20 protein-coding genes and 1 tRNA gene are annotated in these 24,342 nt (G+C 55.0%); 11 read left to right on the top strand and 10 right to left on the bottom strand.

Features of this window, described 5'->3' with window-relative positions:
• Positions 1-5 precede the first annotated feature (5 nt).
• Entirely contained in the window at positions 6-2,678 is a 2,673-nt protein-coding gene (gene rcsD / locus AX755_RS20010) for a phosphotransferase RcsD (protein ID WP_023619743.1), read from the bottom strand.
• A gap of 740 nt (positions 2,679-3,418) precedes the next feature.
• Here rcsD and AX755_RS20005 point away from each other — a divergent pair.
• From AX755_RS20005 to mgtE, 6 genes are all read left to right on the top strand, one after another.
• Complete coding sequence (locus AX755_RS20005; RefSeq protein WP_023619744.1) at positions 3,419-4,534, top strand: porin OmpC; 1,116 nt, start codon at positions 3,419-3,421, stop codon at positions 4,532-4,534.
• A 115-nt stretch (positions 4,535-4,649) separates the two neighbouring features.
• Positions 4,650-5,705: an FAD:protein FMN transferase ApbE gene (gene apbE / locus AX755_RS20000; RefSeq protein WP_013098005.1), complete on the top strand. Its 1,056-nt coding sequence runs from the start codon at positions 4,650-4,652 to the stop codon at positions 5,703-5,705.
• A gap of 72 nt (positions 5,706-5,777) precedes the next feature.
• Positions 5,778-6,836 (top strand): bifunctional DNA-binding transcriptional regulator/O6-methylguanine-DNA methyltransferase Ada, encoded by a 1,059-nt coding sequence (gene ada, locus AX755_RS19995; protein WP_062857308.1) that lies wholly within the window; start codon positions 5,778-5,780, stop codon positions 6,834-6,836.
• Positions 6,836-7,492, top strand: coding sequence for a DNA oxidative demethylase AlkB (gene alkB / locus AX755_RS19990; protein ID WP_062857307.1), 657 nt, complete (start codon positions 6,836-6,838; stop codon positions 7,490-7,492). Before ada ends, alkB begins: the two co-directional genes overlap by 1 nt.
• Before the next feature lie 69 nt (positions 7,493-7,561).
• On the top strand, positions 7,562-9,205 hold the full coding sequence (locus tag AX755_RS19985; RefSeq protein ID WP_062857306.1) for a multidrug ABC transporter permease/ATP-binding protein: 1,644 nt from the start codon (positions 7,562-7,564) through the stop codon (positions 9,203-9,205).
• A gap of 148 nt (positions 9,206-9,353) precedes the next feature.
• Complete coding sequence (mgtE, locus tag AX755_RS19980; protein WP_013098001.1) at positions 9,354-10,790, top strand: magnesium transporter; 1,437 nt, start codon at positions 9,354-9,356, stop codon at positions 10,788-10,790.
• Here mgtE and AX755_RS19975 read toward each other — a convergent pair.
• The gene (locus tag AX755_RS19975; RefSeq protein ID WP_062857305.1) at positions 10,753-12,042 is read right to left on the bottom strand and encodes a SulP family inorganic anion transporter; all 1,290 of its coding nucleotides are present in this window, start codon (positions 12,040-12,042) and stop codon (positions 10,753-10,755) included. The genes mgtE and AX755_RS19975 overlap by 38 nt on opposite strands.
• 188 nt (positions 12,043-12,230) lie before the next feature.
• Here AX755_RS19975 and mqo point away from each other — a divergent pair, with 188 nt between their 5' ends.
• Positions 12,231-13,880 (top strand): malate dehydrogenase (quinone), encoded by a 1,650-nt coding sequence (gene mqo, locus AX755_RS19970; RefSeq protein WP_020690675.1) that lies wholly within the window; start codon positions 12,231-12,233, stop codon positions 13,878-13,880.
• Positions 13,881-14,015: 135 nt separating this feature from the next.
• Here the strand turns inward: mqo and eco are convergent, their stop codons facing one another.
• Positions 14,016-14,525, bottom strand: a complete 510-nt coding sequence (gene eco / locus AX755_RS19965; protein ID WP_029883097.1) for a serine protease inhibitor ecotin — start codon at positions 14,523-14,525, stop codon at positions 14,016-14,018.
• Positions 14,526-14,727: 202 nt separating this feature from the next.
• On the opposite strand from eco, the gene AX755_RS19960 reads away from it, so the two are divergent.
• Complete coding sequence (locus AX755_RS19960; RefSeq protein ID WP_013097997.1) at positions 14,728-14,988, top strand: DUF2534 family protein; 261 nt, start codon at positions 14,728-14,730, stop codon at positions 14,986-14,988.
• A 90-nt stretch (positions 14,989-15,078) separates the two neighbouring features.
• On the opposite strand, the gene AX755_RS19955 is transcribed toward AX755_RS19960, so the two are convergent.
• From AX755_RS19955 to AX755_RS19945, 3 genes are all read right to left on the bottom strand, one after another.
• Positions 15,079-15,155: transfer RNA gene (locus AX755_RS19955), tRNA-Pro, on the bottom strand.
• A 72-nt stretch (positions 15,156-15,227) separates the two neighbouring features.
• Entirely contained in the window at positions 15,228-16,988 is a 1,761-nt protein-coding gene (gene yejM / locus AX755_RS19950; RefSeq protein ID WP_062857304.1) for an LPS biosynthesis-modulating metalloenzyme YejM, read from the bottom strand.
• 19 nt (positions 16,989-17,007) lie between these two features.
• A complete protein-coding gene (locus tag AX755_RS19945) occupies positions 17,008-17,235 on the bottom strand; it encodes a YejL family protein (RefSeq protein WP_001135586.1) in 228 nt (75 codons plus the stop codon).
• A gap of 134 nt (positions 17,236-17,369) precedes the next feature.
• Between AX755_RS19945 and yejK the strand changes: the two genes are divergently transcribed.
• Positions 17,370-18,377 carry a nucleoid-associated protein YejK gene (gene yejK / locus AX755_RS19940; protein WP_062857303.1) on the top strand — a complete coding sequence of 336 codons (1,008 nt, stop codon included), beginning with the start codon at positions 17,370-17,372 and terminating at the stop codon, positions 18,375-18,377.
• A 52-nt stretch (positions 18,378-18,429) separates the two neighbouring features.
• Here the strand turns inward: yejK and rplY are convergent, their stop codons facing one another.
• From rplY to AX755_RS19920, 4 genes are all read right to left on the bottom strand, one after another.
• Positions 18,430-18,714, bottom strand: a complete 285-nt coding sequence (rplY, locus tag AX755_RS19935) for a 50S ribosomal protein L25 (RefSeq protein WP_013097994.1) — start codon at positions 18,712-18,714, stop codon at positions 18,430-18,432.
• A gap of 118 nt (positions 18,715-18,832) precedes the next feature.
• Positions 18,833-19,705, bottom strand: coding sequence for an alpha/beta fold hydrolase (locus AX755_RS19930; RefSeq protein ID WP_062857302.1), 873 nt, complete (start codon positions 19,703-19,705; stop codon positions 18,833-18,835).
• A 52-nt stretch (positions 19,706-19,757) separates the two neighbouring features.
• Positions 19,758-20,351, bottom strand: a complete 594-nt coding sequence (locus AX755_RS19925) for a TetR/AcrR family transcriptional regulator (RefSeq protein ID WP_013097992.1) — start codon at positions 20,349-20,351, stop codon at positions 19,758-19,760.
• Positions 20,352-20,422: 71 nt separating this feature from the next.
• Positions 20,423-22,180 (bottom strand): DEAD/DEAH box helicase, encoded by a 1,758-nt coding sequence (locus tag AX755_RS19920; RefSeq protein ID WP_062857301.1) that lies wholly within the window; start codon positions 22,178-22,180, stop codon positions 20,423-20,425.
• Positions 22,181-22,331: 151 nt separating this feature from the next.
• On the opposite strand from AX755_RS19920, the gene rsuA reads away from it, so the two are divergent.
• Together rsuA and AX755_RS19910 are read left to right on the top strand one after the other, a co-directional pair.
• Positions 22,332-23,039 carry a 16S rRNA pseudouridine(516) synthase RsuA gene (rsuA, locus tag AX755_RS19915; protein ID WP_013097990.1) on the top strand — a complete coding sequence of 236 codons (708 nt, stop codon included), beginning with the start codon at positions 22,332-22,334 and terminating at the stop codon, positions 23,037-23,039.
• A gap of 15 nt (positions 23,040-23,054) precedes the next feature.
• On the top strand, positions 23,055-24,251 hold the full coding sequence (locus AX755_RS19910; RefSeq protein ID WP_013097989.1) for a Bcr/CflA family multidrug efflux MFS transporter: 1,197 nt from the start codon (positions 23,055-23,057) through the stop codon (positions 24,249-24,251).
• Positions 24,252-24,342 lie beyond the last annotated feature (91 nt).

Raw genomic sequence — 24,342 nt, 5'->3', positions numbered from 1 at the left:
CCTTGCTACAGCAAGCTTTTGACGTAGGCGTCAATGTCGCTGATGTATTTTTCAATGCCAGAGGCATCTTTCTCACGAATTAGATGTTCCAGCGTTTCACATAACTGCTTGCCGGGAACCAGATTAAGCATGGCAAACACCCCTTTAAGCCGGTGTGCTGTCTGCGCCAGCGCTGCAAAATCATTTGCAGCGGACTCAGTATACAACCGCTTAACATCATCTGGTACTGTATCAACAAAGAGTGAATAATATCCGCTGGCGTGAAGCTCGGCATTTTCATTGCCGCCTAACGGGGATTCCGCTATCTCTTCCTGCGCCAGTTGCTCTTCTATTAGTTGTAGTACAGCTTCCTGCATCGCATTGCTTATATTAAAGTTGACGCGCAGCTGGCCTGGGCCGATTTTTCGCACGCCTGGCTCATCATCGCTTAAAAGCAAGCCGGAGGCAGTAAGATTAGACGGATTATCAGTTAAAAACAGATCAAATTCTTGACTTGAGAGTCTTTCATCCGGCGTGATGCAAGCCGCACCCCAGTTTTCCAGCAGGCGTACCACGATATTGCGGATCTCGTTCGAGGTCACATCCACCATCACAACCACATCGTCCAGCAGGCGTTCTTCATCTTCTTCCTGAGGATTGGCGGCCATTTTTACGTGCAGCGAATAACGGGTGCCAAGCGATTCACGGGCTTTAATGTTCAGATGGCCGCCAAGCTTACGCGCCAGCTGATCGCACAGCCAGAAGGTCAGGGCATTGGCCTTACCGTAGCGATCGCTTTGGGTATCGTTCAGGAACGGGAAGTGCAGATTATCAATCTCACTGGTTGTAACGCCTTCACCGGTATCGAGGATACGGAACGTCAGACGATCCTCCGCGGACTCGTCGGTATTGACCTCAAGCGTAATTTTGCCAATTTGCGTGGTGGTGACGGCGTACTGAATAATCATCAGCAGAATTCTACGCAGCGCCTCACGATCGCCGTGACGTTCGTCGTTGGCCGGAAGATGGTTGTTGATCAGCAGCTGCAGACCTTTGCGCTTAATCACCGGCAGAACTTCCGGCACTACTTCGTCAATCAGATCCTGAATCGAGAAGAGGGTCGGCGTGCCTTTCCAGAAGTCGTTCTCGAGCATGTTCGCGAGCTGGATCTCATCCACCATCCGCACCAGCGAATCCGCCTGGCTTGCCAGCTGTTGGCTTTCAGGCGTGCTCAACGCCGCTGCCTGCGTCGCCAGCGTTCTTAATGGCTGTTTGAAGGCATCACCAATATTTTGCATAAACGCGGCGCGACCCTGCTGATTTTTCTCATACAGTCTTTGCGCCTGCTTCAGTTTTTTGTTCACCAGTACTTCGCGATCCTGATCGCGAATAATGAAGATCTGCGTGCGGGAGGCGACCTGGCTGCGGAACTGACGGATCTCGTACAGTTCATTATTGATGGTGGCCTGAATCACCCCCTGATGTTGATCCGCCATGGTGGTGATGTTCTGCAGGTTAAGATGCGGCAGCAGATGGTCGGCAATTTTATTGCTCATCACCGTGCGGTTGGCTTCCTGGTCGTGAACCAGCACACCCAGCGGCAGTACTGAGATGATTTCTTCATTCAGGGCACGTAATACGCGCAATTCATTACTGGTTCCGGCCGGGACCGTTGAGGCATCGCTCTGACGCCCGGGCTGGAAACGGAACGTACTGTAGCCAAAGAGCGCCAGCGCCAGTAGCCCAATATTCAGTAGCAGCGGTAACAGGATATTTTGCAGGGTGTCGAGCAGCAGCGTGCCAAACGGCACCTGCCACACCAGGCGCATACCGGTTGAGTTCAGCGAAGAGGCAATTTCAATCTTCGAGCCGTTAAAGGAGATAGAAACGCTTTCTGCGGCCTCTTTGTCCGAGGCGGCACGCATGTTCTGGGTACTGCTGTCCGGCTCCAGGCGGAAGCTGTCGAGCGGCATATCCGGCGGGATCAGATCGTTAATCGGCAGATCGAACGCCACAACCGTCGCCAGATGTCCTGGCTGGTTAAAGGTGGTGCGCAGGGTAAAGTAATGGCCATTTTGCCAGGCCAGACGGCGCAGGGAAGAGAAACTTTCGCGTTCATCAAGGGCGTTCGCCTGCTGCAGCATTTCTGCCCGGCGGGAATCGACAATGCTGCCCACGGTCGTCTCTTTAAAACCCGAGGAGAGATCTTTAAGCGGCAGGGTCGAGATCAGGATCATGCTGTTATCCTGACCGTTCAGATAGTACATCGACCATGGCACCGTCTCGGCACCCCAGAGGGTATCCAGATAGGTTGAAATGCGCTGCGTCATCTCAAGCGTCGCGCTGTCGTGCGAGCCGAAAATAAGCGCTTCCGTTTTGCGCTGCGGCTTTTCCAGGTAGTAAACGTCCTGCTTCAGTCGCGTTTCCTGCAGCCCTTCGCCTGAGGACGTCGCCGGGGCGGCCGCGATATTGTCGTAAATCTGCCAGGTGGCGTAGCGCCAGGTGTCAATGCGCTTGTGCACGGCATGCGTGATATCAACGACCTGATAGCTCTTATCCTTCAGCCAGGCGTTCACCGCGCTCTGAACCATAACCCCCATCGTGACCAACAGCACAACGATCAAAAGAAGAAAGAAACGGGTGATGCTCCCGGGGAGAAGGGAGAATTTGCTCGGGGCGGTAGTTTCAGTCTGACTCATTGATATGTTTAACCCGTAATGGCCGTGCTTTATGGCGATAGGGCAGTATAAAGGGTAATAACTGAATTTCCAGCCTCATAGCCTTTGAACACGCGACTTTTTCCTCTGTGAGTACTACTGAATGGTCTGTATTAAATGTGTACATACTCCAGGTGAATGTACAGATTACGCTCGATATCAGACAGAGAATAGCACGAATAAACAAGAAATTATGTTTTGTTGCGTTGCGTTTTATGCGGAAGGGGTTTCAGGCGAATTTAGTTAATAGTCGTTATGATTTCTGTGCGGTAGCACAAAAAAAGAATAATTACGTAAAGAAAGGTAAAAAAAAACCGAATGCGAAGCATTCGGTTGAATTAGGGATAAACAGACATTCAAAGCTGAATGACGGTAATAAATAAAGTTAATGATGATAGCGAGAGTTATTTTAGTGATTACGCACGATCTTGTTTTGTCATTCAGTTCTGTAATTTTCTTTATCGCAACCGATTGATTTGTATGGGCATATATTTTCGCTTGATTATTAGTGCTAATTTTCTAAGCGCTTTGTGCTTTGTAAAAGTTCCTTGATGTTTACAAATGAAACATCTTGATAGTGAAATGAAACATTTTCAAAGTTTTCGTATCATATTCCTGTTGGATTATTCTGTAATTTTGAGGAGAATGAAATTGCCGACTGGTTAAGAGGGTTAACCGGTAAGCAGTGGTAATAATAAGGCATATAACAGAGGGTTAATAAAATGAAAGTTAAAGTACTGTCCCTCCTGGTACCAGCACTGCTGGTAGCAGGCGCAGCAAATGCGGCTGAAATTTATAACAAAGACGGCAACAAATTAGATCTGTACGGCAAAGTCGATGGTCTGCACTATTTCTCTGATGACGACGGTCAGGATGGCGACCAGACCTACATGCGTCTTGGCTTCAAAGGCGAAACTCAGGTTAACGATCAACTGACCGGTTACGGCCAGTGGGAATACCAGATTCAGGGTAACACGACTGAAAGCGACAACCAGGCCTGGACGCGTGTGGCGTTCGCGGGTCTGAAATTCGCTGACGCGGGTTCATTCGATTATGGTCGTAACTATGGCGTGATCTACGACGTAACCTCCTGGACTGACGTTCTGCCAGAATTCGGCGGCGACACTTATGGTTCAGATAACTTCCTGCAATCCCGTGCTAACGGTGTAGCAACTTACCGTAACCAGGACTTCTTCGGTCTGGTTGATGGCCTGAACTTTGCTCTGCAGTATCAGGGGAAAAACGGCAGCGTAAGCGGTGAAAACGACACCGGCCGCAGCACCCTGAAACAGAACGGTGACGGTTACGGTGCGTCCCTGACCTATAACCTGGGTGAAGGCTTCAGCATCGGTGGTGCAATGTCTTCTTCCAAACGTACTGCTGACCAGAACAACACCGCTAACCCTGCGCTGAAAGGCGAAGGCGATCGCGCTGAAGTCTATTCTGGTGGTCTGAAATACGACGCCAACAACATCTACCTGGCGGCGCAATACTCCCAGACCTACAACGCAACCCGTTTCGGCAACTCTCAGAGCAGCAGCGATATTTACGGCTTTGCTAACAAAGCGCAGAACTTCGAAGTGGTTGCTCAGTACCAGTTCGACTTCGGCCTGCGTCCTTCCGTGGCATACCTGCAGTCCAAAGGTAAGGACATTGAAGGTTACGGCGATCAGGATCTGCTGAAATATGTTGATGTTGGTGCGACTTACTACTTCAACAAAAACATGTCTACCTACGTGGACTACAAAATCAACCTGCTGGATGACAAAGAGTTCACCCGTAACGCAGGTATCAGCACTGACGATATCGTAGCACTGGGTCTGGTTTACCAGTTCTAATCGCTTTTCAGTGTAACAAAGGGGCCGGCTGGCCCCTTTTTATTGCCTTTTTTAAGGCCTTTCAATTCCCGCGTTTTGGTGTACTCTTGCCGCCCTGGCATGAGGATAATAATGAATGGACATGACTTTTTTACGCGCCAGCGTCCTGGCAACCTTTTTTTTCCTGACCGCATGTGACTCTTCCACGCCTGTGGCACACACCGACGCGCCAGCGGCGACGGTGCTGGAAGGCAAAACGATGGGGACATTCTGGCGCGTCAGCGTAATGAACCTTGATAAAGCACGCGCAGAAGAACTCCGCGGCAAAATTCAGTCTCAGCTGGATGCCGACGATCAGCTGCTATCCACCTACAAAAACGACTCGGCGCTGATGCGCTTTAACCTCTCTACCAGCACGTCCCTGTGGCCGGTGAGCGAGGAGATGGCCGATATCGTGACCGAATCGATGCGCGTGGGCTATAAAACCCACGGTGCGATGGACGTGACCGTGGGGCCGTTAGTTAACCTCTGGGGATTCGGACCAAATAAGCAACCGGTGACCACCCCCGATCAGGCGGCCATTGACGACGCCCGCGCCCGGACAGGGCTTCAGCACCTGACGGTGATCAACCAGTACGGGCAGCAGTATCTGCAAAAAGACATCCCCGATCTGTTTGTTGACCTGTCGACAGTCGGGGAAGGTTATGCGGCGGATCATCTGGCCGCACTGATGGCTCAGGAAGGCATCCCGCGTTATCTGGTCTCCGTGGGGGGCGCATTGGTCAGCCGGGGGATGAACGCCAGCGGCAAACCGTGGCGTGTGGCGATTCAAAAACCGACCGACCAGCAAAATGCGGTGCAGGCGATTGTCGATATTAACGGCCACGGCATCAGCACCTCCGGCAGCTACCGTAACTATTACGAGCTCGACGGGAAGCGGATCTCGCATGTCATTGACCCCCAGACCGGGCGACCCATTACGCATAATCTGGTCTCGGTTACGGTGATTGCCCCGACGGCGCTGGAAGCCGATGCCTGGGATACCGGGTTAATGGTGCTCGGTACTGAGAAAGCCAAAGAGGTGGTTCGCCAGCAAGGGCTGGCGGTCTATATGATCACCAAAGAGGCCGACGGCTTTAAGACCTGGAGTTCACCGCAGTTCGACAGCTTCCTGGTGAGCGAAAAGAATTAAAAAGCAAGGTTGCGGGTTTTTGATTGCTGGCGCTCAGGCAAGCTGTAGGTATGCTTGTAAGAGGAGCCGATGATGAAAAACCCGACCTATATGACCGATGAGGATCGCTGGCAGGCTGTGCTGGCCCGCGATCCGCGTGCTGACGAACAATTTGTCTTTGCCGTCCAGACGACAGGGATCGTATGTCGTCCGTCCTGTCGCGCCCGACACGCGCTGCGTAAAAATGTCCACTTTTACCCCGATGTGCACCATGCTGTTCAGGCTGGGTTTCGGCCGTGCAAGCGCTGCCGACCGGACAAACGCGACCCGCAGGAAGAGAAGCTGGCAAAAGTGGAGCGCGCCTGCCGCCTGCTGGAGCAGGATCCCGCGTTAACGCTGGAAATGCTGGCGCAGCAGGTTGCCATGAGTCCTTTCCATTTTCACCGCCTGTTTAAATCCGTAACCGGGATGACGCCAAAAGCCTGGCAGCAGGCGGCGCGGGGACAGCGCCTGCGCAATGCGCTTGCCCACGGGGATAAAATAACCGATGCCGTGCTGGCGGCAGGGTTCCCGGACAGCAGCAGCTACTATCGTAAAGCCAATGACGCGCTGGGCATGACGGCAAAGCAGTACCGTAAAGGGGATGTCGCAGTGCGCTATGCCATCAGCGAGTGTGCCTTAGGCCGCTGTCTGGTGGGCGAAAGCGAGCGGGGGATCTGCGCAATATTGCTGGGCGATGATGATGCCAAAGTCACCCAGGAGATTTTGTCGCTGTTTCCGGACGCTGAACGCGCGCCGCTGGAAGGCGAATTTGCCCGACGTATTGCTCAGGTTATCCATACCATCGATAACCGTGGCGTGCCGCTGGCTCTGCCGCTGGATATTCGCGGAACCGCTTTCCAGCAGCTGGTCTGGCAGGCCCTGCGCAATATTCCCTGCGGTGAAACAGCCAGCTACCAGCAGGTGGCGCAGGCGATTGGCAAACCTGGCGCGGTACGTGCGGTGGCCGCAGCGTGTGCCGCAAATAAACTGGCGATCGTCATCCCTTGCCATCGTGTTGTACGCCAGGACGGAGCGCTTTCGGGCTATCGCTGGGGGACGGAACGAAAGGCGCTATTATTGAAACGTGAGTCCAGGAATCAGGAGGGATAATGCTCGATCTCTTTGCGGATGCAGAACCCTGGCAGGAGCCGCTAGCGCCTGGCGCAGTGATCCTGCGCCGGTTTGCACTCTCCCGGGCCTCGGCGCTGCTGGCCGGGATCCAGGACGTCGCGGCCGTTTCGCCATTCCGACATATGGTGACGCCTGGCGGCTACACCATGTCGGTGGCGATGACCAACTGCGGTACGGCAGGATGGGCAACCAACGAACGGGGCTATCTCTATACCCCGGACGATCCCGTCACCGGCAAGCCCTGGCCGCCCATGCCTGCGGTTTTTCAGGCGCTCTGCCATGATGCCGCCGTCGAGGCCACCTATCCCGATTTTCAACCGGATGCCTGTCTTATCAACCGCTATGGCGTTGGGGCGAAACTCTCGCTGCATCAGGATAAAGATGAACCCGATCTGCGTGCGCCGATCGTCTCGGTATCCCTGGGTCTGCCCGCCATATTCCAGTTCGGCGGATTACGCCGCAACGATCCTCTCCAGCGTCTGATGCTGGAGCATGGGGATGTGGTGGTGTGGGGCAGGGAGTCGCGGCTCTATTACCACGGCATTCAGCCACTGAAGCCTGGCGTCCATCCGCAGACGGGCGAGTTCCGCTTTAACCTGACTTTTCGCCAGACCGCGCCAGGCAAACAAAAATAAGAATTATTCTTGATGTAAACGCAGGGCAGTTTACACTGCTGGCTGATTTTTATTGTCCGGATTGCCTGCATGCAACTACTTCTTCTTGTCTGGCGTCAGTATCGCTGGCCCTTTATTGCGGTAATGGCGCTAAGCCTTGCCAGCGCCGCATTAGGTATTGGTCTTATCGCCTTCATCAACGTGCGTTTGATCGAAATGGTCGACACCTCGCTGTCCGTTCTGCCGGAATTTCTGGGGCTATTATTGCTGCTGATGGCGGTCACGCTGGGTTCCCAGCTGGCGCTGACGGCCCTCGGGCATCATTTCGTCTTCCGCCTGCGCAGCGAGTTTATCAAGCGGATCCTGGATACCCAGGTGGAGCGCGTCGAGCAGCTCGGCAGTGCCTCTTTGCTGGCGGGACTGACCAGCGACGTGCGCGCCATCACCATTGCGTTTGTCCGTCTGCCGGAGCTGGTGCAGGGCATTATCCTGACCGTTGGCTCGGCGGCCTATCTCGCCTGGCTCTCCAGCAAGATGCTGGCCGTTACGGCACTGTGGATTACTATCACCATCTGGGGTGGTTTTCTGCTGGTTTCCCGCGTCTACAAACACATGGCGGTACTGCGTGAAACCGAGGACAAACTCTATAACGATTACCAGACGGTACTGGAAGGGCGTAAAGAGCTGACCCTGAACCGCGAGCGTGCCGAGCATATCTTCAACAACCTCTACATCCCGGACGCGCGTGAATACCGGCACCATATTATCCGTGCCGATACCTTCCACCTGAGCGCGGTTAACTGGTCGAACATTATGATGCTGGGCGCGATTGGCCTGGTCTTCTGGATGGCCAACAGCCTGGGCTGGGCCGATACCAATGTAGCGGCAACTTACTCCCTGACGCTGCTGTTTTTGCGCACACCGCTGCTCTCTGCCGTCGGCGCATTGCCCACCTTGCTGAGCGCGCAGGTGGCGTTTAATAAGCTCAAAAAGTTCGACCTTGCGCCGTTCAAAGCCGAGTTCCCGCGCCCTCAGGCCTTCCCGAACTGGCAAACGCTGGAACTGCGTAACGTCACATTCCGCTACCAGGACAACGCCTTTTCCGTGGGGCCGGTCAATCTGACGATTCATCGCGGCGAACTGCTGTTTCTCATTGGCGGTAACGGCAGCGGGAAATCGACGCTGGCGATGTTGCTGACGGGGTTATATCAGCCGCAATCGGGTGACATTCTGCTGGATGGCCGCGCGCTCAGCGCAGAGAAGCCTGAGGATTATCGCAAGCTGTTCTCGGCGGTATTCACCGATGTCTGGCTCTTCGACCAGCTGCTGGGGCCGGAAGGGCAACAGGCTAACCCGGCGCTGCTGGAGAAGTGGCTGGCGCATCTGCAGATGTCGCACAAGCTTGAGCTGCAGGACGGCAAGATCCTCAACCTGAAGCTCTCGAAAGGCCAGAAAAAGCGCGTGGCGCTGCTGCTGGCCCTGGCGGAAGAGCGCGACATCATTCTGCTGGACGAATGGGCAGCGGATCAGGACCCGCATTTCCGCCGCGAGTTCTACCAGGTGCTGCTGCCGCTGATGCAGGCGATGGGCAAAACCATCTTTGCCATCAGCCATGACGATCACTACTTCATTCACGCCGACCGGCTGCTGGAGATGCGTGACGGCAAGCTGAGCGAGCTGACCGGTGAGGAGCGCGATGCGGCGTCTCGCGATGCGGTGGCGCGCACGGCTTGAAGCCCTCATCCTAACCCTCTCCCACAGGGAGAGGGGATAAATCGTGCATGTTATGCCGATTTTTTCTCCATCCCGCCCCGTTGTTTATTCTTATTTACATATCTCCGCGCTATGCTTAAAGCCAACTTATTTCATGGATTTATGATTAATGTCGGTTTTAAAGAAAAACAGTGCCAGGCAGCGCGACCAGGAACGTGCGCGTCTCATCTGGCTCCTCACGACGGATAAAGCGGTCACCTCTGCGTTACTGGGCAAACTGACCCTGGCTGAGCAATATGATGTCGGCACGCTGGCCGACGATATTGCTGAGGTAGGTGCGCTGGTTGCTCATTTACCTCCGCCGGATCTGGCGGATACTCTGGAAGCCCTCCCCTCGGAAGAGCGTCACGCCCTGTGGCGGCTGGTGCAGGATCACGAGCGCGGGCAGGTGTTGCTGGAAGCCTCTGAAAACGTCTGGGACGATCTCATTGATGAGATGAGCGACCGGGATATCCTCGATGCCCTGCAGACGCTGGACATTGACGAGCAGATTTACCTCGTTCAGCACCTGCCGCGAAACCTGACCGGGCGACTGCTGGCTTCGCTGCCTGCGGAAGAGCGGGCACGCGTGCGTCAGGTGATGCACTATGACAAACACAGCGTGGGCGCCATTATGGAGTTTGGCGTCATCATGGTGCGCCCGGATGTAACTCTCGGTACGGTGCAGCGCTATCTGCGTCGCCTGGGCAGCATGCCGGACAACACCGATAAACTGTTCGTCACCTCCCGGGATAAAACCCTGCTTGGCGAGCTGGAGCTTAAAACGATCCTGCTCAACAGCACCCAGCGGCGGGTGAGTGAGGTGATGGAAACCGAGCCGATGGTCTTCTCCCCGGAAGACGACGCGGAAAAAGCGGCCCGTACCTTCGAACGTGACGACCTTGTGAGCGCGGCGGTCGTCGATTCTGTGGGTAAACTGATGGGGCGTCTGACCATCGATGAGATCGTTGACGTGGTCTACGAAGAGACCGATAACGATTTACGTGCGCTCGGCGGGATCAGCGCCGAAGATGACGTCCACGCCTCCGTCGGCAAGGCGGTGAAAACCCGCTGGGCATGGCTCGCCATTAACCTCTGCACTGCATTTATCGCCTCCCGGGTGATCGACGGCTTTGAACACACCATTTCACAACTGGTCGCGCTGGCCTCGCTGATGCCGATTGTGGCCGGTATTGGCGGCAACACCGGCAACCAGACCATTACCATGATCGTCCGTGCACTGGCGCTGGAGAACATTCAGCCGGGTAACTTCGCCTTCCTGATCTTCAGGGAGATGGGGGTGGCACTGATTAACGGCCTGGTGTGGGGCGGCATTATGGGCGGCATTACCTGGTGGCTGTACGATGATATGGCGTTAGGCGGGGTGATGATGCTGGCGATGGTGCTGAATCTGCTGGTGGCCTCCATGATGGGGGTCATTATCCCCCTGACGATGACCAAACTGGGGCGCGACCCCGCGGTGGGGTCGAGCGTGATGATTACCGCCATCACCGATACCGGCGGTTTCTTTATTTTTCTTGGGCTTGCAACGATTTTTCTTCTTTAAGCCGACGCTTGAGCCGGGCGGGAAGCAATACCATCACAATAATCCCGCCCAGCACGCCAATGGCCAGGTTACCGGTTGAAACCGTTGCTGCAACGGTAATCAGCATCACAACCGTTTCGGCAATGGGCGCACTTTTTAACGTGGCAGGCTGAAGGCTGTGCCAGTTAAACGTTTTGATGGCAACAATCGCCATGATCCCGGCCAGAACGGCCATAGGGATTTTTGCCATCACCTCACTGAGGGCGGTGACCAGCACCAGCAGCACCATGCCCGCTGCAAAAGTTGAGACGCGACTGCGACCTTTGCCCATCTCCACGTTGACAATGGTTTGTCCGATCATGGCACAGCCCGCGATCCCGCCGTACAACCCGGCAAGAATATTCCCTGCGCCCAGACCAATACTTTCACGGCGTTTGCTGGACGTCGTCGCGGTCAGTTCATCCACCAGTTTTGCCGTCAGCAGTGATTCCAGCAGGCCGACAAAAGCGATACTCAGCGCGCATGGCCAGATGATGCTGAGCGTTTCCATGTTCAGCGGAACGAGCAGCTGCGTCATCCCTGGCAAACCACTGCTCATAGAACCTTCATCCCCCACCGTCGGGAGAACCTGTCCGCTGGTAACGGTGAACAGGGTGAGCAGTACAATCGCAATAAGCGGTGACGGGATGCTTTTAACAAAGCGCGGCACCCACAGCACAATCAGCAGCGTCAGCACGAACAGGCCCACAATCAGCGGGCTGCGGCTCCAGAAGTGGGGAACCTGTGCGAAGAAAATTAACAATCCCAGCGCATTTACGAAACCGGTCATCACCGACTGGGGAATAAAGCGCATCAGGCGCGCCATTCCGAACACGCCAAACAGAATCTGGATTATCCCCGCCATCAGGACCGCCGGCAGGATGTACTGCACGCCGTGCTGATGCACCATCGGGCCAATCACCAGCGCGACGGAGCCCGCAGCTGCTGTGACCATCGCACGACGACCGCCGAACGCTGAAAGGGTCAGACACAGCACCACAGAGGCAATCAGGCTGACCTTTGGGTCAACGCCTGCGACCACGGAAAAGGAGATCACCTCAGGAATGAGGGCCAGAGCGGTAATTACGCCTGCCAGCGTTTCGCGTAGCAGCAGTTGAGGGGAACGCAGCACCGTGGCGACCTGGTCTTCACGGGAAAGAGAAGCATGGGGTAATGACATAACAATTCGCAGATTAGGGCGGGCTTCCGTGCGCGCGATCACAAAGTGCAGCATAGTAACCAGAAATAACGCGCCTTGCCAGTTTCATCCGGCAATCCCACACAAACAATCCATCATTAAATTTCACAATTACAATAATTTCGTAACCTTTAAACAATATTTAAAAGTTGCTACCGTTCCCCCCGCAGCTTTTTTCACCTGCAATTTCCACGCTTCAAGCACTACTCAACTAAGGCAAAATTATGAAAAAAATGACTGCCATGCTCTTTTCTCTGGCCGTGGGGCTGAACACCGTCTCCATGGCGGCGAAAGCTGACGCACCAAAAGAGCAGGAAACGGACGTCCTTTTAATTGGCGGCGGCATCATGAGCGCCACGCTGGGAACCTATCTGCAAGAGCTTCAGCCGGACTGGTCAATGACCATGGTCGAGCGCCTCGATGGCGTGGCGCAGGAAAGCTCAAACGGCTGGAATAACGCCGGTACCGGACATTCGGCACTCATGGAACTGAACTATACGCCGCAGAAAAAGGACGGTTCCATTAGTATCGAGAAGGCGGTAGAGATCAACGAAGCATTCCAGATTTCTCGCCAGTTCTGGTCTCACCAGGTGAACAGCGGCGTGTTGCACGATCCGCACTCCTTCATCAACACCGTGCCGCACATGAGCTTTGTGTGGGGCGAGCAGAACGTGAACTTCCTGCGCGCGCGCTACGCGGCGCTGCAGCAGAGCACGCTGTTCCGCGGCATGAAATATTCTGAAGATCACGCGCAGATCAAAGAGTGGGCACCGCTGGTGATGGAAGGTCGTGACCCGAACCAGAAGGTGGCGGCAACCCGTACTGAGATTGGTACTGACGTCAACTATGGCGAAATCACCCGTCAGCTGGTGGCTTCTCTGAAGAAAAAAGAGAACTTCAATCTGCAGCTCAGCACCGAAGTGCGTGGCTTTAAGCGCAACGCTGACAACAGCTGGAGCGTGACCGTTGCCGATCTGAAAAACAACGAAGCCGAGCACGTTATCAAGGCAAAGTTTGTCTTTATTGGTGCGGGCGGTGCGGCGCTGAAACTGCTGCAGGAGTCCGGTATTCCGGAAGCGGACGACTACGCGGGCTTCCCGGTGGGTGGTCAGTTCCTGGTGTCGGAAAACCCGGAAGTGGTGAACCGTCATCTGGCAAAAGTGTATGGTCAGGCCTCCGTTGGGGCGCCGCCAATGTCCGTTCCACACATCGATACCCGTATGCTTGACGGTAAGCGTGTGGTGCTGTTCGGGCCGTTTGCAACCTTCTCCACTAAGTTCCTGAAAAACGGCTCGTTGTGGGATCTGCTGAGCGCAACCACCACCTCAAACGTGAAGCCAATGATGGATGTCGGGCTGGATAACTTCGATCTGGTGAAATACCTGATTAGCCAGGTGATGCTTTCTGATGAAGAACGCTTCGAGGCGCTGAAAGAGTACTATCCGCAGGCGAAGAAAGAAGACTGGCGTCTGTGGCAGGCGGGTCAGCGCGTACAGATCATCAAACGCGATCCGAAAGAGGGCGGTGTGCTGCGTCTGGGTACCGAAGTGGTAAGCGATAAAGACGGCACTATTGCCGCCCTGCTGGGGGCTTCCCCTGGCGCCTCTACCGCTGCACCTATCATGCTGCACCTGATGGAAAAAGTGTTTAAAGATAAAGTCGCCACGCCGGAATGGCAGGCGAAGCTGAAAACGATTATTCCATCCTACGGTACGAAGCTGAACGGTAACGTGGACGCGACGGAGCAGGAGCTGGAATACACCAGCCGCGTGCTGCAATTGCAATACGTTAAGCCGCAGGCTGCTGATGCTGCACCAAAAGCGGAGCTGAAGCCGCAGGCAGAAAACAAACCGGTGGCGGATATCGCGCTGTAAGGTAAAAGCAAAACGGTAACATCCGTTACCGTTTTTAGTGTTTTCTCTCTCTCCCACCGGGAGAGGGTTGGAATGAGGGCACCAGAGCACACCCATTCCGGGTCGGGTAAGGCGAAGCCGCCACCCGACTTATTCTTAACGTACTACCGCTTGTCCGATATTTTCATCCGCCTTCCACACGCGATATTTCACTTCCACGTTTTCCGGCGTATACACCACGATTGGCAGTTTGCTGTTGTAGCGTAACAGGCTGTTATCACCCAGATACGCGGTCACGAATTTCTTCTCTTTCTTGCCATCCGGGCAGGCCATCATGGTGGAAACCGGTGACGTCACTTTATCAAAGATAAAGTAGTCGTAGCCCCAGCCTTCCAGCGTTTTGCTTTCCAGCTGTCCGCCGAGACGATGCTGGTTGCAATCCACTTCCAGCGTCTGGCCGATCAACAGTTCCACTTTGAAATTCGCTTCATTTTGCTGAGCCGGTAACTGGATCACCTGACGCTTCATGCCTTTTTCCGCTTGCGGATAAGGCGCGATTTTTTCCAGAGGTTGTACCTTCTGGCTTTCAGTTGCGAAGGCGCTGGTGCTGACGCACGCGGCGGCGATCAGGGCAAGGGCAAATTTAGGTGCGTTTTTCACAGTCATTCCTTTATGTCAAAACCATCCTGATGAGATTAGCATAACGCCCATGAATGATTAGCGTGATTTACTTACATTTTCAATAAAAGCAGTGTAATGAGCTAATGTAGTGCCATTTTTGTGGTGGTTTGTACTTCTGTGGAGTCTGGCGACAGATCGTGTTATTTTAAGGCATACATAATGTTATTCATCTGTAAAGGGAAGAGAGATGATTCGTGCAAAACTGAAAACACCTGAAGGCCGTAAGTTCCTCCTGGCGCTGCTGGTTGTGTTTATGATTGCGGCCGCGTGCGTGGGCCGGGCAACCATTGTCGGCGTCATCGAACAGTACAACATTCCACTCTCTGCGTGGACGACCAGCATGTATGTCCTGCAGTCGGCGATGATCTTCGTTTACAGCCTGGTGTTCACCGTCCTGCTTGCCATTCCGCTGGGTATTTTCTTCCTTGGCGGGCGCGACAAGCACTAAGCGTTCACTTGCGATCTCAAAAGCCAGCCTGCGGGTTGGCTTTTTTTGTGCACAAAAAAACCAGCCATATGGCTGGTTTTTAAATAGTTTTGGTCGGCACGAGAGGATTTGAACCTCCGACCCCCGACACCCCATGACGGTGCGCTACCAGGCTGCGCTACGTGCCGACGCATGAAATGAATACTACTCGATTCCGTTTTGAATGCAAGGGAATCTGAGGCTAACTGGTTTATAATTAATCAGTTAGCGATAAACCGTTTCTCATCCGTCAGAACCTGTAGCAGCAGATTCAACTGCGGTTTCTGGTCTTTCAGCCGTTCACCCTGCAGATTATACGTCTGATAGTTTCCGTTATTGTTCAATACCAGCGTCAGCATTGGCGTGGTGACCGCCAGCGTATCATTGCCCGCTGCCGTGACCCAGTTGTGGCGACGCGTGGCGCTGAAGAGATCCTGCCCCTGTGAATACTCATTTGCCGGTGTACTGACGTGCAGCAGTCGTTGCATCAGCGTGGTCATCACATCTTTATGTTCGGTGAGCATGTTAATGCGCTGAGCGGGGGTGCCCGGCCAGTGGATCACCAGCGGAACATGCAGATTCGGCCGCGACCAGCTCATACTCTTCGCTTCGTCGCCCAGCGGTACGCCGTGGGCTGCCGTCACGATCACCACGGTGTTTTCGAGCTTGCCGGATTCGCGTAAGGCATCAAGCACGCGGCTAATCTGGTCATCAACATTGCCTGCTGCACGGCTGTAGCGGCGCGCAAAGCCTTTCTGATTGCTGTCATCGAGCGTGGTGCCATTAAAGGCAACCCATGAGAACCAGCGATTATCTTCCTGCGCATAACGCTGCAGCCAGTTAATCCACTGACTGGCGGTCTGCTCGTCCGACTGGCTTTCTGCGGCTGGCAGGGAGAAATCAGACAGCAGCGCCTGACGGTACAGCGCGCTGTTAAAGCCATCTGAGGAGAACAACCCTAACTGATATCCCTGCTGATTGAGCCCGGTGATTAGCGCTGCAGGAATGCGCGCAGAAAGCACGCCGTCCATGTAGGCGGCTGAAATGCCATAGAACAGACCAAAAATGCCCGCATCGGCGGTGTTGCCGGAGCTCATATGCTGGGTGAACGTCACGTTCTTGCTGGCGAACTCGGCCAGCGCGGGCATCTGCTTCTCGTAACGGGAGTAGTTCAGACCATCGACGGTGATCAGCAGGACGTTCTGCCCGCGTCCCATATCGCGATAGCGCAAATCGCTCAGCGGATACTGCACGCTAACCGCTTCCGGATTCCCTTGCTCAATCAGACGACGCTGGTACTCCTGTGCGTCCAGCAGACCGTGCTTCTCAAGGAAACGACGCGCCGTCATTGGATAAGAGAGCGGCAGGTTCGCCCGCTGCATGGTGATCGGGCGATAGAAGTTCGCATCCGCCCAGATATACATGATGTGCGAACTGATAAAGGAGATGAAAAAGATCGCGGCCACCGGTTTCGCGTAATGGCGTCGGCGGGTCAGGCTGCGCAGTTTTTGCCAGCTCCAGGTGGCAAACAGCATCTCTATCAGAAGGATCACCGGGACGCTGATAAACATCAGCTGCCAGTCACGGGCCGTTTCGCTCTGATCGGGGTTAATCACCAGCTCCCAGACGATGGGATTGAGATGCAGGTGGAAGCGGGTGAACACTTCACTGTCGATAAGCAGCAGCGTCATCCCTGCCGTTGCAAGGATGGCGGATAAAAATCGCATCAGACGCTGCGACATGACGATAAACGTCAGCGGGAAGAGGATCAGCAGATAGGTGGCGAAAACCAAAAAGCTAAAGTGCCCTACAACGCTTATCCAGGAGTAAATACGCCCGGTTAGCGTCGTCGGCCAGTCTGCGACAAACAGATAACGACAGCCGATAAGCGTCGCCAGCAGAATGTTGAACAGGGCAAACCAGTGCCCCCAGCTGACCATCTGGGAGACTTTTTCACGGTAGCGCTGACGATTCGTCACCATAAACTGTTGTTCGTTTCCCTTAATGGGCCTGGTCGTCGCTAACGGAAGACTGTAAAGCCTGGGCGAAAGATTTGGCGATCGCCTGACGCTGAGCCGGAGCAACGCTGGTATTGATAAGGTTGGTGACCATATTTCCCAAAACCATCAGGGAGAGATCGGTCGGTGTTTTATGTTTTTCCAGTACGTTGACCAGCTCACTGAGCAATTGTTCAACGTGTTCATCACTGTAGCGGGAATGTTGTGGCATAAATCAAAATCAGTTTGTTGATGAAAGGGCAACATATTACCGTAGCAACAGCTTTTTTTCCCCTTTTTTATCAGTTGTTGCACACATGTCCTGGTGGTGGTTGAATACCGCCCGGTCTAAAAGGAGAGTTTATCATGAGTCTGGAAATCAACCAGATTGCCTTGCACCAGCTTATCAAGCGTGATGAGCAAACCCTTGAAGTGGTGCTGCGCGATTCGTTACTGGAACCCACGGCAACCGTTGTGGAAATGATGGCGGAACTGCACCGCGTCTACAGTGCAAAAAATAAAGCCTATGGTCTGTTCAGCGACGAGAGTGAACTGGCTGATAGCCTGCGCCTGCAACGTCAGGGTGAAGAAGATTTCCTGGCGTTTAGCCGCGCGGCAACCGGACGTCTGCGCGACGAACTGGCAAAATACCCGTTTGCCGACGGCGGTATCGTTCTGTTCTGCCACTATCGCTACCTGGCGGTCGAGTATCTGCTGGTCACCGTGCTGAACAATTTAAGCAGTATGCGCGTGAATGAGCAGCTGGATATCAGCTCCACCCATTATCTGGATATCAACCATGCGGATATCGTTGCGCGTATTGATTTGACCGAGTGGGAAACCAATCCGGAGTCGACGCGCTACCTGACCTTCCTCAAAGGGCGTGTTGGCCGTAAAGTGGCCGATTTCTTTATGGACTTCCTCGGTGCCAGCGAAGGTCTCAACGCCAAAGCGCAGAACAAAGGGCTGTTGCAGGCGGTGGATGACTTCACGGCGGAAGCGCAGCTCGATAAATCTGAGCGCCAGAACGTGCGTCAGCAGGTTTACAGCTACTGCAACGAACAGCTGCAGGCGGGGGAAGAGATTGAGCTGGAGTCGCTGTCAAAAGAGCTGACCGGCGTCAGTGAAGTCAGTTTCCAGGATTTTACCGCTGAGAAAGGGTATGAGCTGGAAGAGAGCTTCCCGGCGGATCGCAGTACGCTGCGTCAGTTAACCAAATTTGCCGGAAGCGGCGGCGGGTTAACCATCAACTTTGATGCCATGCTGCTGGGGGAACGTATCTTCTGGGATCCGGCCACCGACACGCTGACCATTAAAGGTACGCCACCCAACCTGCGCGATCAGCTGCAGCGTCGCACCGCTGGCGGTAAATAACCGCCATAAAAAAACCCCGCCGAAGCGGGGCTTTTTTTCGACATGTTTGCGATTACGCGCGAACGAAGTCGATGTGAGTCAGTTTTGGCTTGAACGCGTGACGCTGAACAGCCTGAACTTTCACTTTTTCTTCTTTACCGCCAACAACGATGGTCAGAACTTCGCTGTAGAATTCAGCTTTGGTCTGCATGTTCCATACTTTGTCGTGATCCAGTTCGATAGAAACTGGAGCAGCTTCGCCACCGTAAACGATAGCCGGGAACTTGTTAGCGGTACGCAGGCGGCGGCTCGCACCCTTACCCTGCACGTTACGTACTTCTGCTTCGATAGTGAACATTGATTTCTCTCTGTATTTAAAACCCTACTACAGGCGACCCAGCAGCAGGTGAGTGTTCTGCTTTGCGGATGCAAAAGCGGGCGGCATTATAGCCCCCAATCCACCTCAGGGCAATGAATTAATCCCCACTAAAAAAACCGCTTAGGGCGTCGGCGACGGCCTGAGGCTGCTCTTCTGGCTGAAAATGGCCGCAACGGGGGATCACGTACCCGTCAACGCGTTCTGCAAACGCCCTCAGCGGCGAGGCCATATCAGGAATCGAACCCTGATCGGCACTGAGTGCCAGAACAGGAACAGAGAGTGTACCCCGTTCGCTAAGCGTCCGGTTTTGCGCAGCGGAGAGGGCGGCAGCGCGATAGTAAGCCAGCCCTGCGCGTAAGCCACCTTCGCGCGTAAAAATGCGCAGATACTCGTCAAGATCTGCCTCGCTGAAGGTGAGGGGATTCGCCGCTTTGCGACGCAGAAACCACTCCAGATAGCCACGCTCTTTGCCCCTGATGAGGAATTCAGGCAGGTCTGCAATTACGTGAAAGGCAAAATGCCAGGTGCGCCAGGCGCGGTCCGCGGTGACGGGGAGGGCATCGGGTAAGGTAATACCCGGAATGCCGGCGTCCAGCAGCGCCAGCTTTATCACCTCATCGCTGTACATCGCCGCATAAGGCCAGGCAACCCAGGCTCCCACGTCGTGACCGGCCAGATAGTAGCGATGCACGCCAAGCTGGGTCAGCAGTTCATGAACATGGCTGGCGAGGGTGTGGGTGTCATACCCCTCTGACGGACAATCGGTATCACCCTGTCCGGGTAAGTCCGGGGCGATGACATGATAACGCTCGGCCAGCAAAGGGATAACATGGCGCCAGGCGTACCAGCTTTCGGGGAAACCTGCCAGCAGGACAACCGTCTGCGCGTGCTGTTCTCCGGCGGTGACGTAGTGCGTGCGGATGCCATTGATGAGCGTGAAGTGGTGCTGCGGGGCGATGGGCATGGTCATAACGATCTCCGGAATAATAGGAAATAATCGTTTCCTAATTGGTTAAAAAAACTCAGCCGAGCAGGCTGAGTGCCGCGTTAACGGCGCTATTGATTTCGTCCTCAGACAGGCCTTTTTTGCCGATCACGCGGTAACCCTGCAGCAGCGCGAAAAGATTACGTGCCGTTTGCTCCGTGGGCAGCGCGCGGGAAAGGCTACCGTCCCGCTGGCCTTCCTGAACCAGTTCGAGCAACAGCTGCTCGGTACGCTGCATGGCGGCTTTGATGTACTGCGCGGTTGCCTCATCAAAAACCGCCAGCTCAGTCGCGCTGGCGACCACCAGACAGCCGCGTATGCCCTCTGGACCGTGGCTGCTCTCGGCGTAGAAACGTAACACCGCCGCGATTTTATCTCGCCCGCTGCGTGCCGCCTCGGTACGCTGGCGCAGGGCGGCGCTGCGCGTCCGGGTGTAACGGTCGAACGCCGCGAGAAACAGGCCATTCTTGCTGCCAAAGGCTTTATACAGGCTTCCCGCCGTAAGGCCCGTCGCGTCACTCAGCTCTTTGATTGAGGTAGCATGATAGCCGCGCTCGCGGAAAACGAGCAGGGCGCTGTCGATGGCAGCGTCGGTGTCAAATTCACGCGGGCGACCGGGAAGACGTGACATGAGTGAGTCCTGTTGCAATACGATAATGCATAATAGGAAACAATCGTTTCCTATTCAAGGCCTGCCTGTCGTTAACGCAGTTCGTTGGCCCGACGAAAACGGCCTTCATAGTCAAAAACCTTTTCACGGACTTGCCAGTACTGGCCTTTCTTGCGGGCGACAACAAAATCCGGATGGCGCAGCAGCACCTGCTGATGCACGATATCCGCTACGGTTATCCAGCGCAGCGGTACGCCCGGTGTGCGGGTATGCGGGCGGATAAAGAGCTGTTCGAAAGCCGTGCGCTGAGCCGGAGTGTGCACCCGGAAGCGCTCGCTGACATCGGCACCGTCCTCATCGTAATAGGTGATTTTCAGCCATTCGCCTTTTTCATCCGCTCCCGGTTGCAGCGCCATGCCAGAGCAGCGCAGCACCAGGGCATCCTTTAACTTCAGCGCGGCCTTCAGCATGTCATCAGGGTCGACCAGAACCGTGTCACATTCGCGGCAGCGGCGGGCGGCAATATCATTTTCAGCGTTGCACTGGGGGCAGTTTTTAAAGCGGAAACGGAAATCGCACTGCTCGCGATGCCCTTCATCATCTTCAAACCAGCCCTGACAGCGGCGGCCAAAATGTTCGATCAGCGTACCGTCAGCCGTCGTCTTGCCCCAAAAGGTGTTGGCAAAGCCACAGGCAGGACAGAAGACCTGTACCGGCACGTTGTCACTTTTTCCTTTCGGGGTACCCACTTCAGGCGAGTAGAGATCGTGCGGGTTACCGGCGTAATCCAGGATCAGGCAGTCGGTTTTACCGGGAGCCAGACGCAGACCGCGGCCAACGATTTGCTGATACAGGCTGACCGATTCGGTCGGACGCAGAATAGCAATCAGGTCGACGTGGGGGGCATCAAACCCGGTGGTGAGTACCGAGACGTTTACCAGATAGCGAAACTGCTGTGCTTTAAACGCCTCAATCAGGCTGTCGCGCTCCGGGCCGGGCGTCTCGCCGGTGATCAGCGCCGCGTCGCCAGCGGGCAGTAAGCGGGTGATTTCGCGCGCATGCTCAACGGTGGCGGCAAAAATCATTACCCCTTTGCGCGTTTCAGCGAACTCTTCAATCTGGCTGATAATGTGCGGAGTGATGCGCTTTTGCTTTTTCAGCTCCTGGTTCAAATCCGCTTCGCTAAATAAACCATTGCTCTGCGCCTGTAAGCGGCTGAAATCGTACTGGACGACCGGCATATCCAGCCGTTCAGGCGGGGTCAGGTAGCCGTGTTTAATCATATAGCGCAGCGGAAGTTCATAGATACAGTCGCTGAACAGCGCCTTCTCATCCCCTCGCACCATACCGTGATAATGAAAGCGGTAAATCCAGCCTTTACCCAGGCGAAACGGGGTTGCCGTCAGGCCCAGCAGGCGTAAGTGAGGGTTCACCTCTTTCAGGTGAGTGAGGATTTGCTGATACTGGCTATCGTCGTCATCACTGATGCGATGGCACTCGTCGACAATCAGCAGCGAAAATTCGCTGCGAAACAGCTCAAGGTTGCGGGCAACAGACTGCACGCTGCCGAACACCACTTTGCCGTGGCTCTCTTTCCGCTTTAGCCCGGCGGCGAAGATATCGGCCTCCAGACCAAGCGCGCAATACTTGGCATGGTTTTGCGCAACCAGCTCTTTGACGTGCGCCAGCACCAGCACGCGGCCGCGCGCCAGGCGGGCAAGTTCGGCGATCACCAGGCTTTTGCCTGCGCCAGTCGGGAGCACAATGGCCGCGGGCTCACGGTGTTTGCGAAACCAGGCCAGGGTGGCGTCTACGGCTTCCTGCTGATAGGGGCGAAGTGTAAAAGTCATGGGGTCTCTGTATCGTTATTCCGCATATAGTATGCCACGAAACTTTTTCCCTTGAGTGGCGCTACCAGACCATTATACTGAACCGTTCCTGACTGCTTCTTTTTCGGACGCATTGTCCGACTTCCAGCACCATTAAGGCTAAAAAGATTTCATGCGACTTGATAAGTTTATCGCTCAGCAACTCGGCGTAAGCCGTGCTATTGCCGGGCGCGAGATCCGCGCCAGCCGCGTTACCGTGGATGGCGACATTGTGAGAGACAGCGCGTTCAAACTGCAACCTGACCATCAGGTGGAGTATGACGGCAACCCGCTCACCCAGCAGCACGGCCCGCGCTATTTCATGCTCAATAAGCCGGAAGGCTACGTCTGTTCTACGGACGATCCGGATCACCCGACGGTGCTCTATTTCCTCGACGAACCGGTTGCGCACAAGCTGCATGCGGCTGGCCGCCTCGATATCGACACCACGGGGCTGGTGCTGATGACCGATGACGGTCAGTGGTCCCACCGCATTACCTCTCCGCGTCATCACTGTGAAAAAACCTATCTGGTGACGCTGGAATCGCCGGTGGCAGATGACACGGCAGAACAATTTGCCAAAGGCGTTCAGCTGCATAATGAAAAAGACCTCACCAAACCGGCGGTGCTGGAAGTCATTACCCCGACCGAAGTCCGTCTGACCATCAGCGAAGGGCGTTATCATCAGGTGAAACGTATGTTCGCCGCGGTGGGTAACCACGTTGTGGGTCTGCATCGTGAACGTATTGGGGCAATTGAACTCGATCCCGATCTGGCGCCTGGCGAATATCGCCCGCTGACGGAAGAAGAGATCGCCAGCGTCGGTCTGCCCTCGCATTAATTTCAGGAGAACCCTGTGACCACCAGGCCACACTCGTCTTTCAAAATTGTGTTCATTCTTGGCCTGCTGGCCATGTTAATGCCGCTGTCGATTGATATGTATCTGCCTGCGCTGCCGGTGATTTCGGCGCAGTTTGGCGTACCGGCAGGCAGCGCACAGATGACGCTCAGCACCTATATTCTCGGTTTTGCCCTTGGCCAGCTGTTTTATGGCCCGATGGCCGACAGCCTCGGGCGTAAGCCGGTTATTCTGGGCGGAACGCTGATCTTTGCAGCCGCAGCCGTGGCCTGTGCGCTGGCACAGAGTATCGATCAGCTGATCGTGATGCGTTTATTCCACGGCCTCGCGGCGGCGGCGGCAAGCGTGGTGATTAACGCCCTGATGCGTGATATCTACCCGAAAGAAGAGTTCTCCCGCATGATGTCATTTGTCATGCTGGTGACCACCATTGCGCCGCTGGTGGCGCCGATGGCCGGTGGCGCGGTGCTGGTATGGTTCAGCTGGCATGCCATTTTCTGGATCCTGGCGCTTGCCGCACTGCTGGCCTCGGCGATGATTTTCTTCTTTATTGATGAAACGTTAGCCGTCGAGCGCCGCCAGAAATTCCACATCCGTACCACAATGGGGAATTTTGCCTCGCTGTTCCGCCACAAGCGCGTGCTGAGCTACATGCTGGCAAGCGGCTTCAGCTTTGCCGGGATGTTCTCCTTCCTGAGCGCCGGGCCATTTGTCTATATTGAGCTGAACCACGTTTCCCCTCAGCACTTTGGGTATTACTTTGCGCTGAACATTGTGTTCCTGTTCATCATGACCATCATCAACAGCCGCTTTGTTCGCCGGATTGGAGCACTGAATATGTTCCGTGCCGGGTTGTGGATCCAGTTTGTGATGGCTATCTGGCTGGTGGTCAGCGCGTTTTTCGGCGTGGGCTTCTGGGCGCTGGTGGTGGGGGTTGCCGCTTTTGTTGGCTGCGTCTCGATGATCTCATCCAATGCGATGGCGGTTATCCTTGATGAGTTCCCGCATATGGCTGGCACCGCCTCATCGCTGGCGGGGACGTTCCGCTTCGGGATTGGTGCCGTGGTGGGGGCGTTACTCTCAATGGCGACCTTTAACACGGCCTGGCCAATGCTGTGGGCGATGGCGTTTTGTGCCACCAGCTCCATTCTCTTCTGTCTTTACGCCAGCCGACCGCGAAAAGCCGCTCATTAATCTGCACATCAGGCCCGATACGGGCCTTTTTGTTGACCCATATCAACCAAACTTGCGTTCGTTTACCCTGTGTTTGTTTCTTTTATGTAAA

The sequence above is a fragment of the Enterobacter sp. SENG-6 genome (assembly GCF_001605945.1).
Classification (GTDB): Bacteria; Pseudomonadota; Gammaproteobacteria; order Enterobacterales; family Enterobacteriaceae; genus Enterobacter; species Enterobacter cloacae.
The sequence above is the reverse complement of the archived record's forward strand: the minus strand, read 5'-3'. Positions and strand labels throughout refer to the sequence as shown.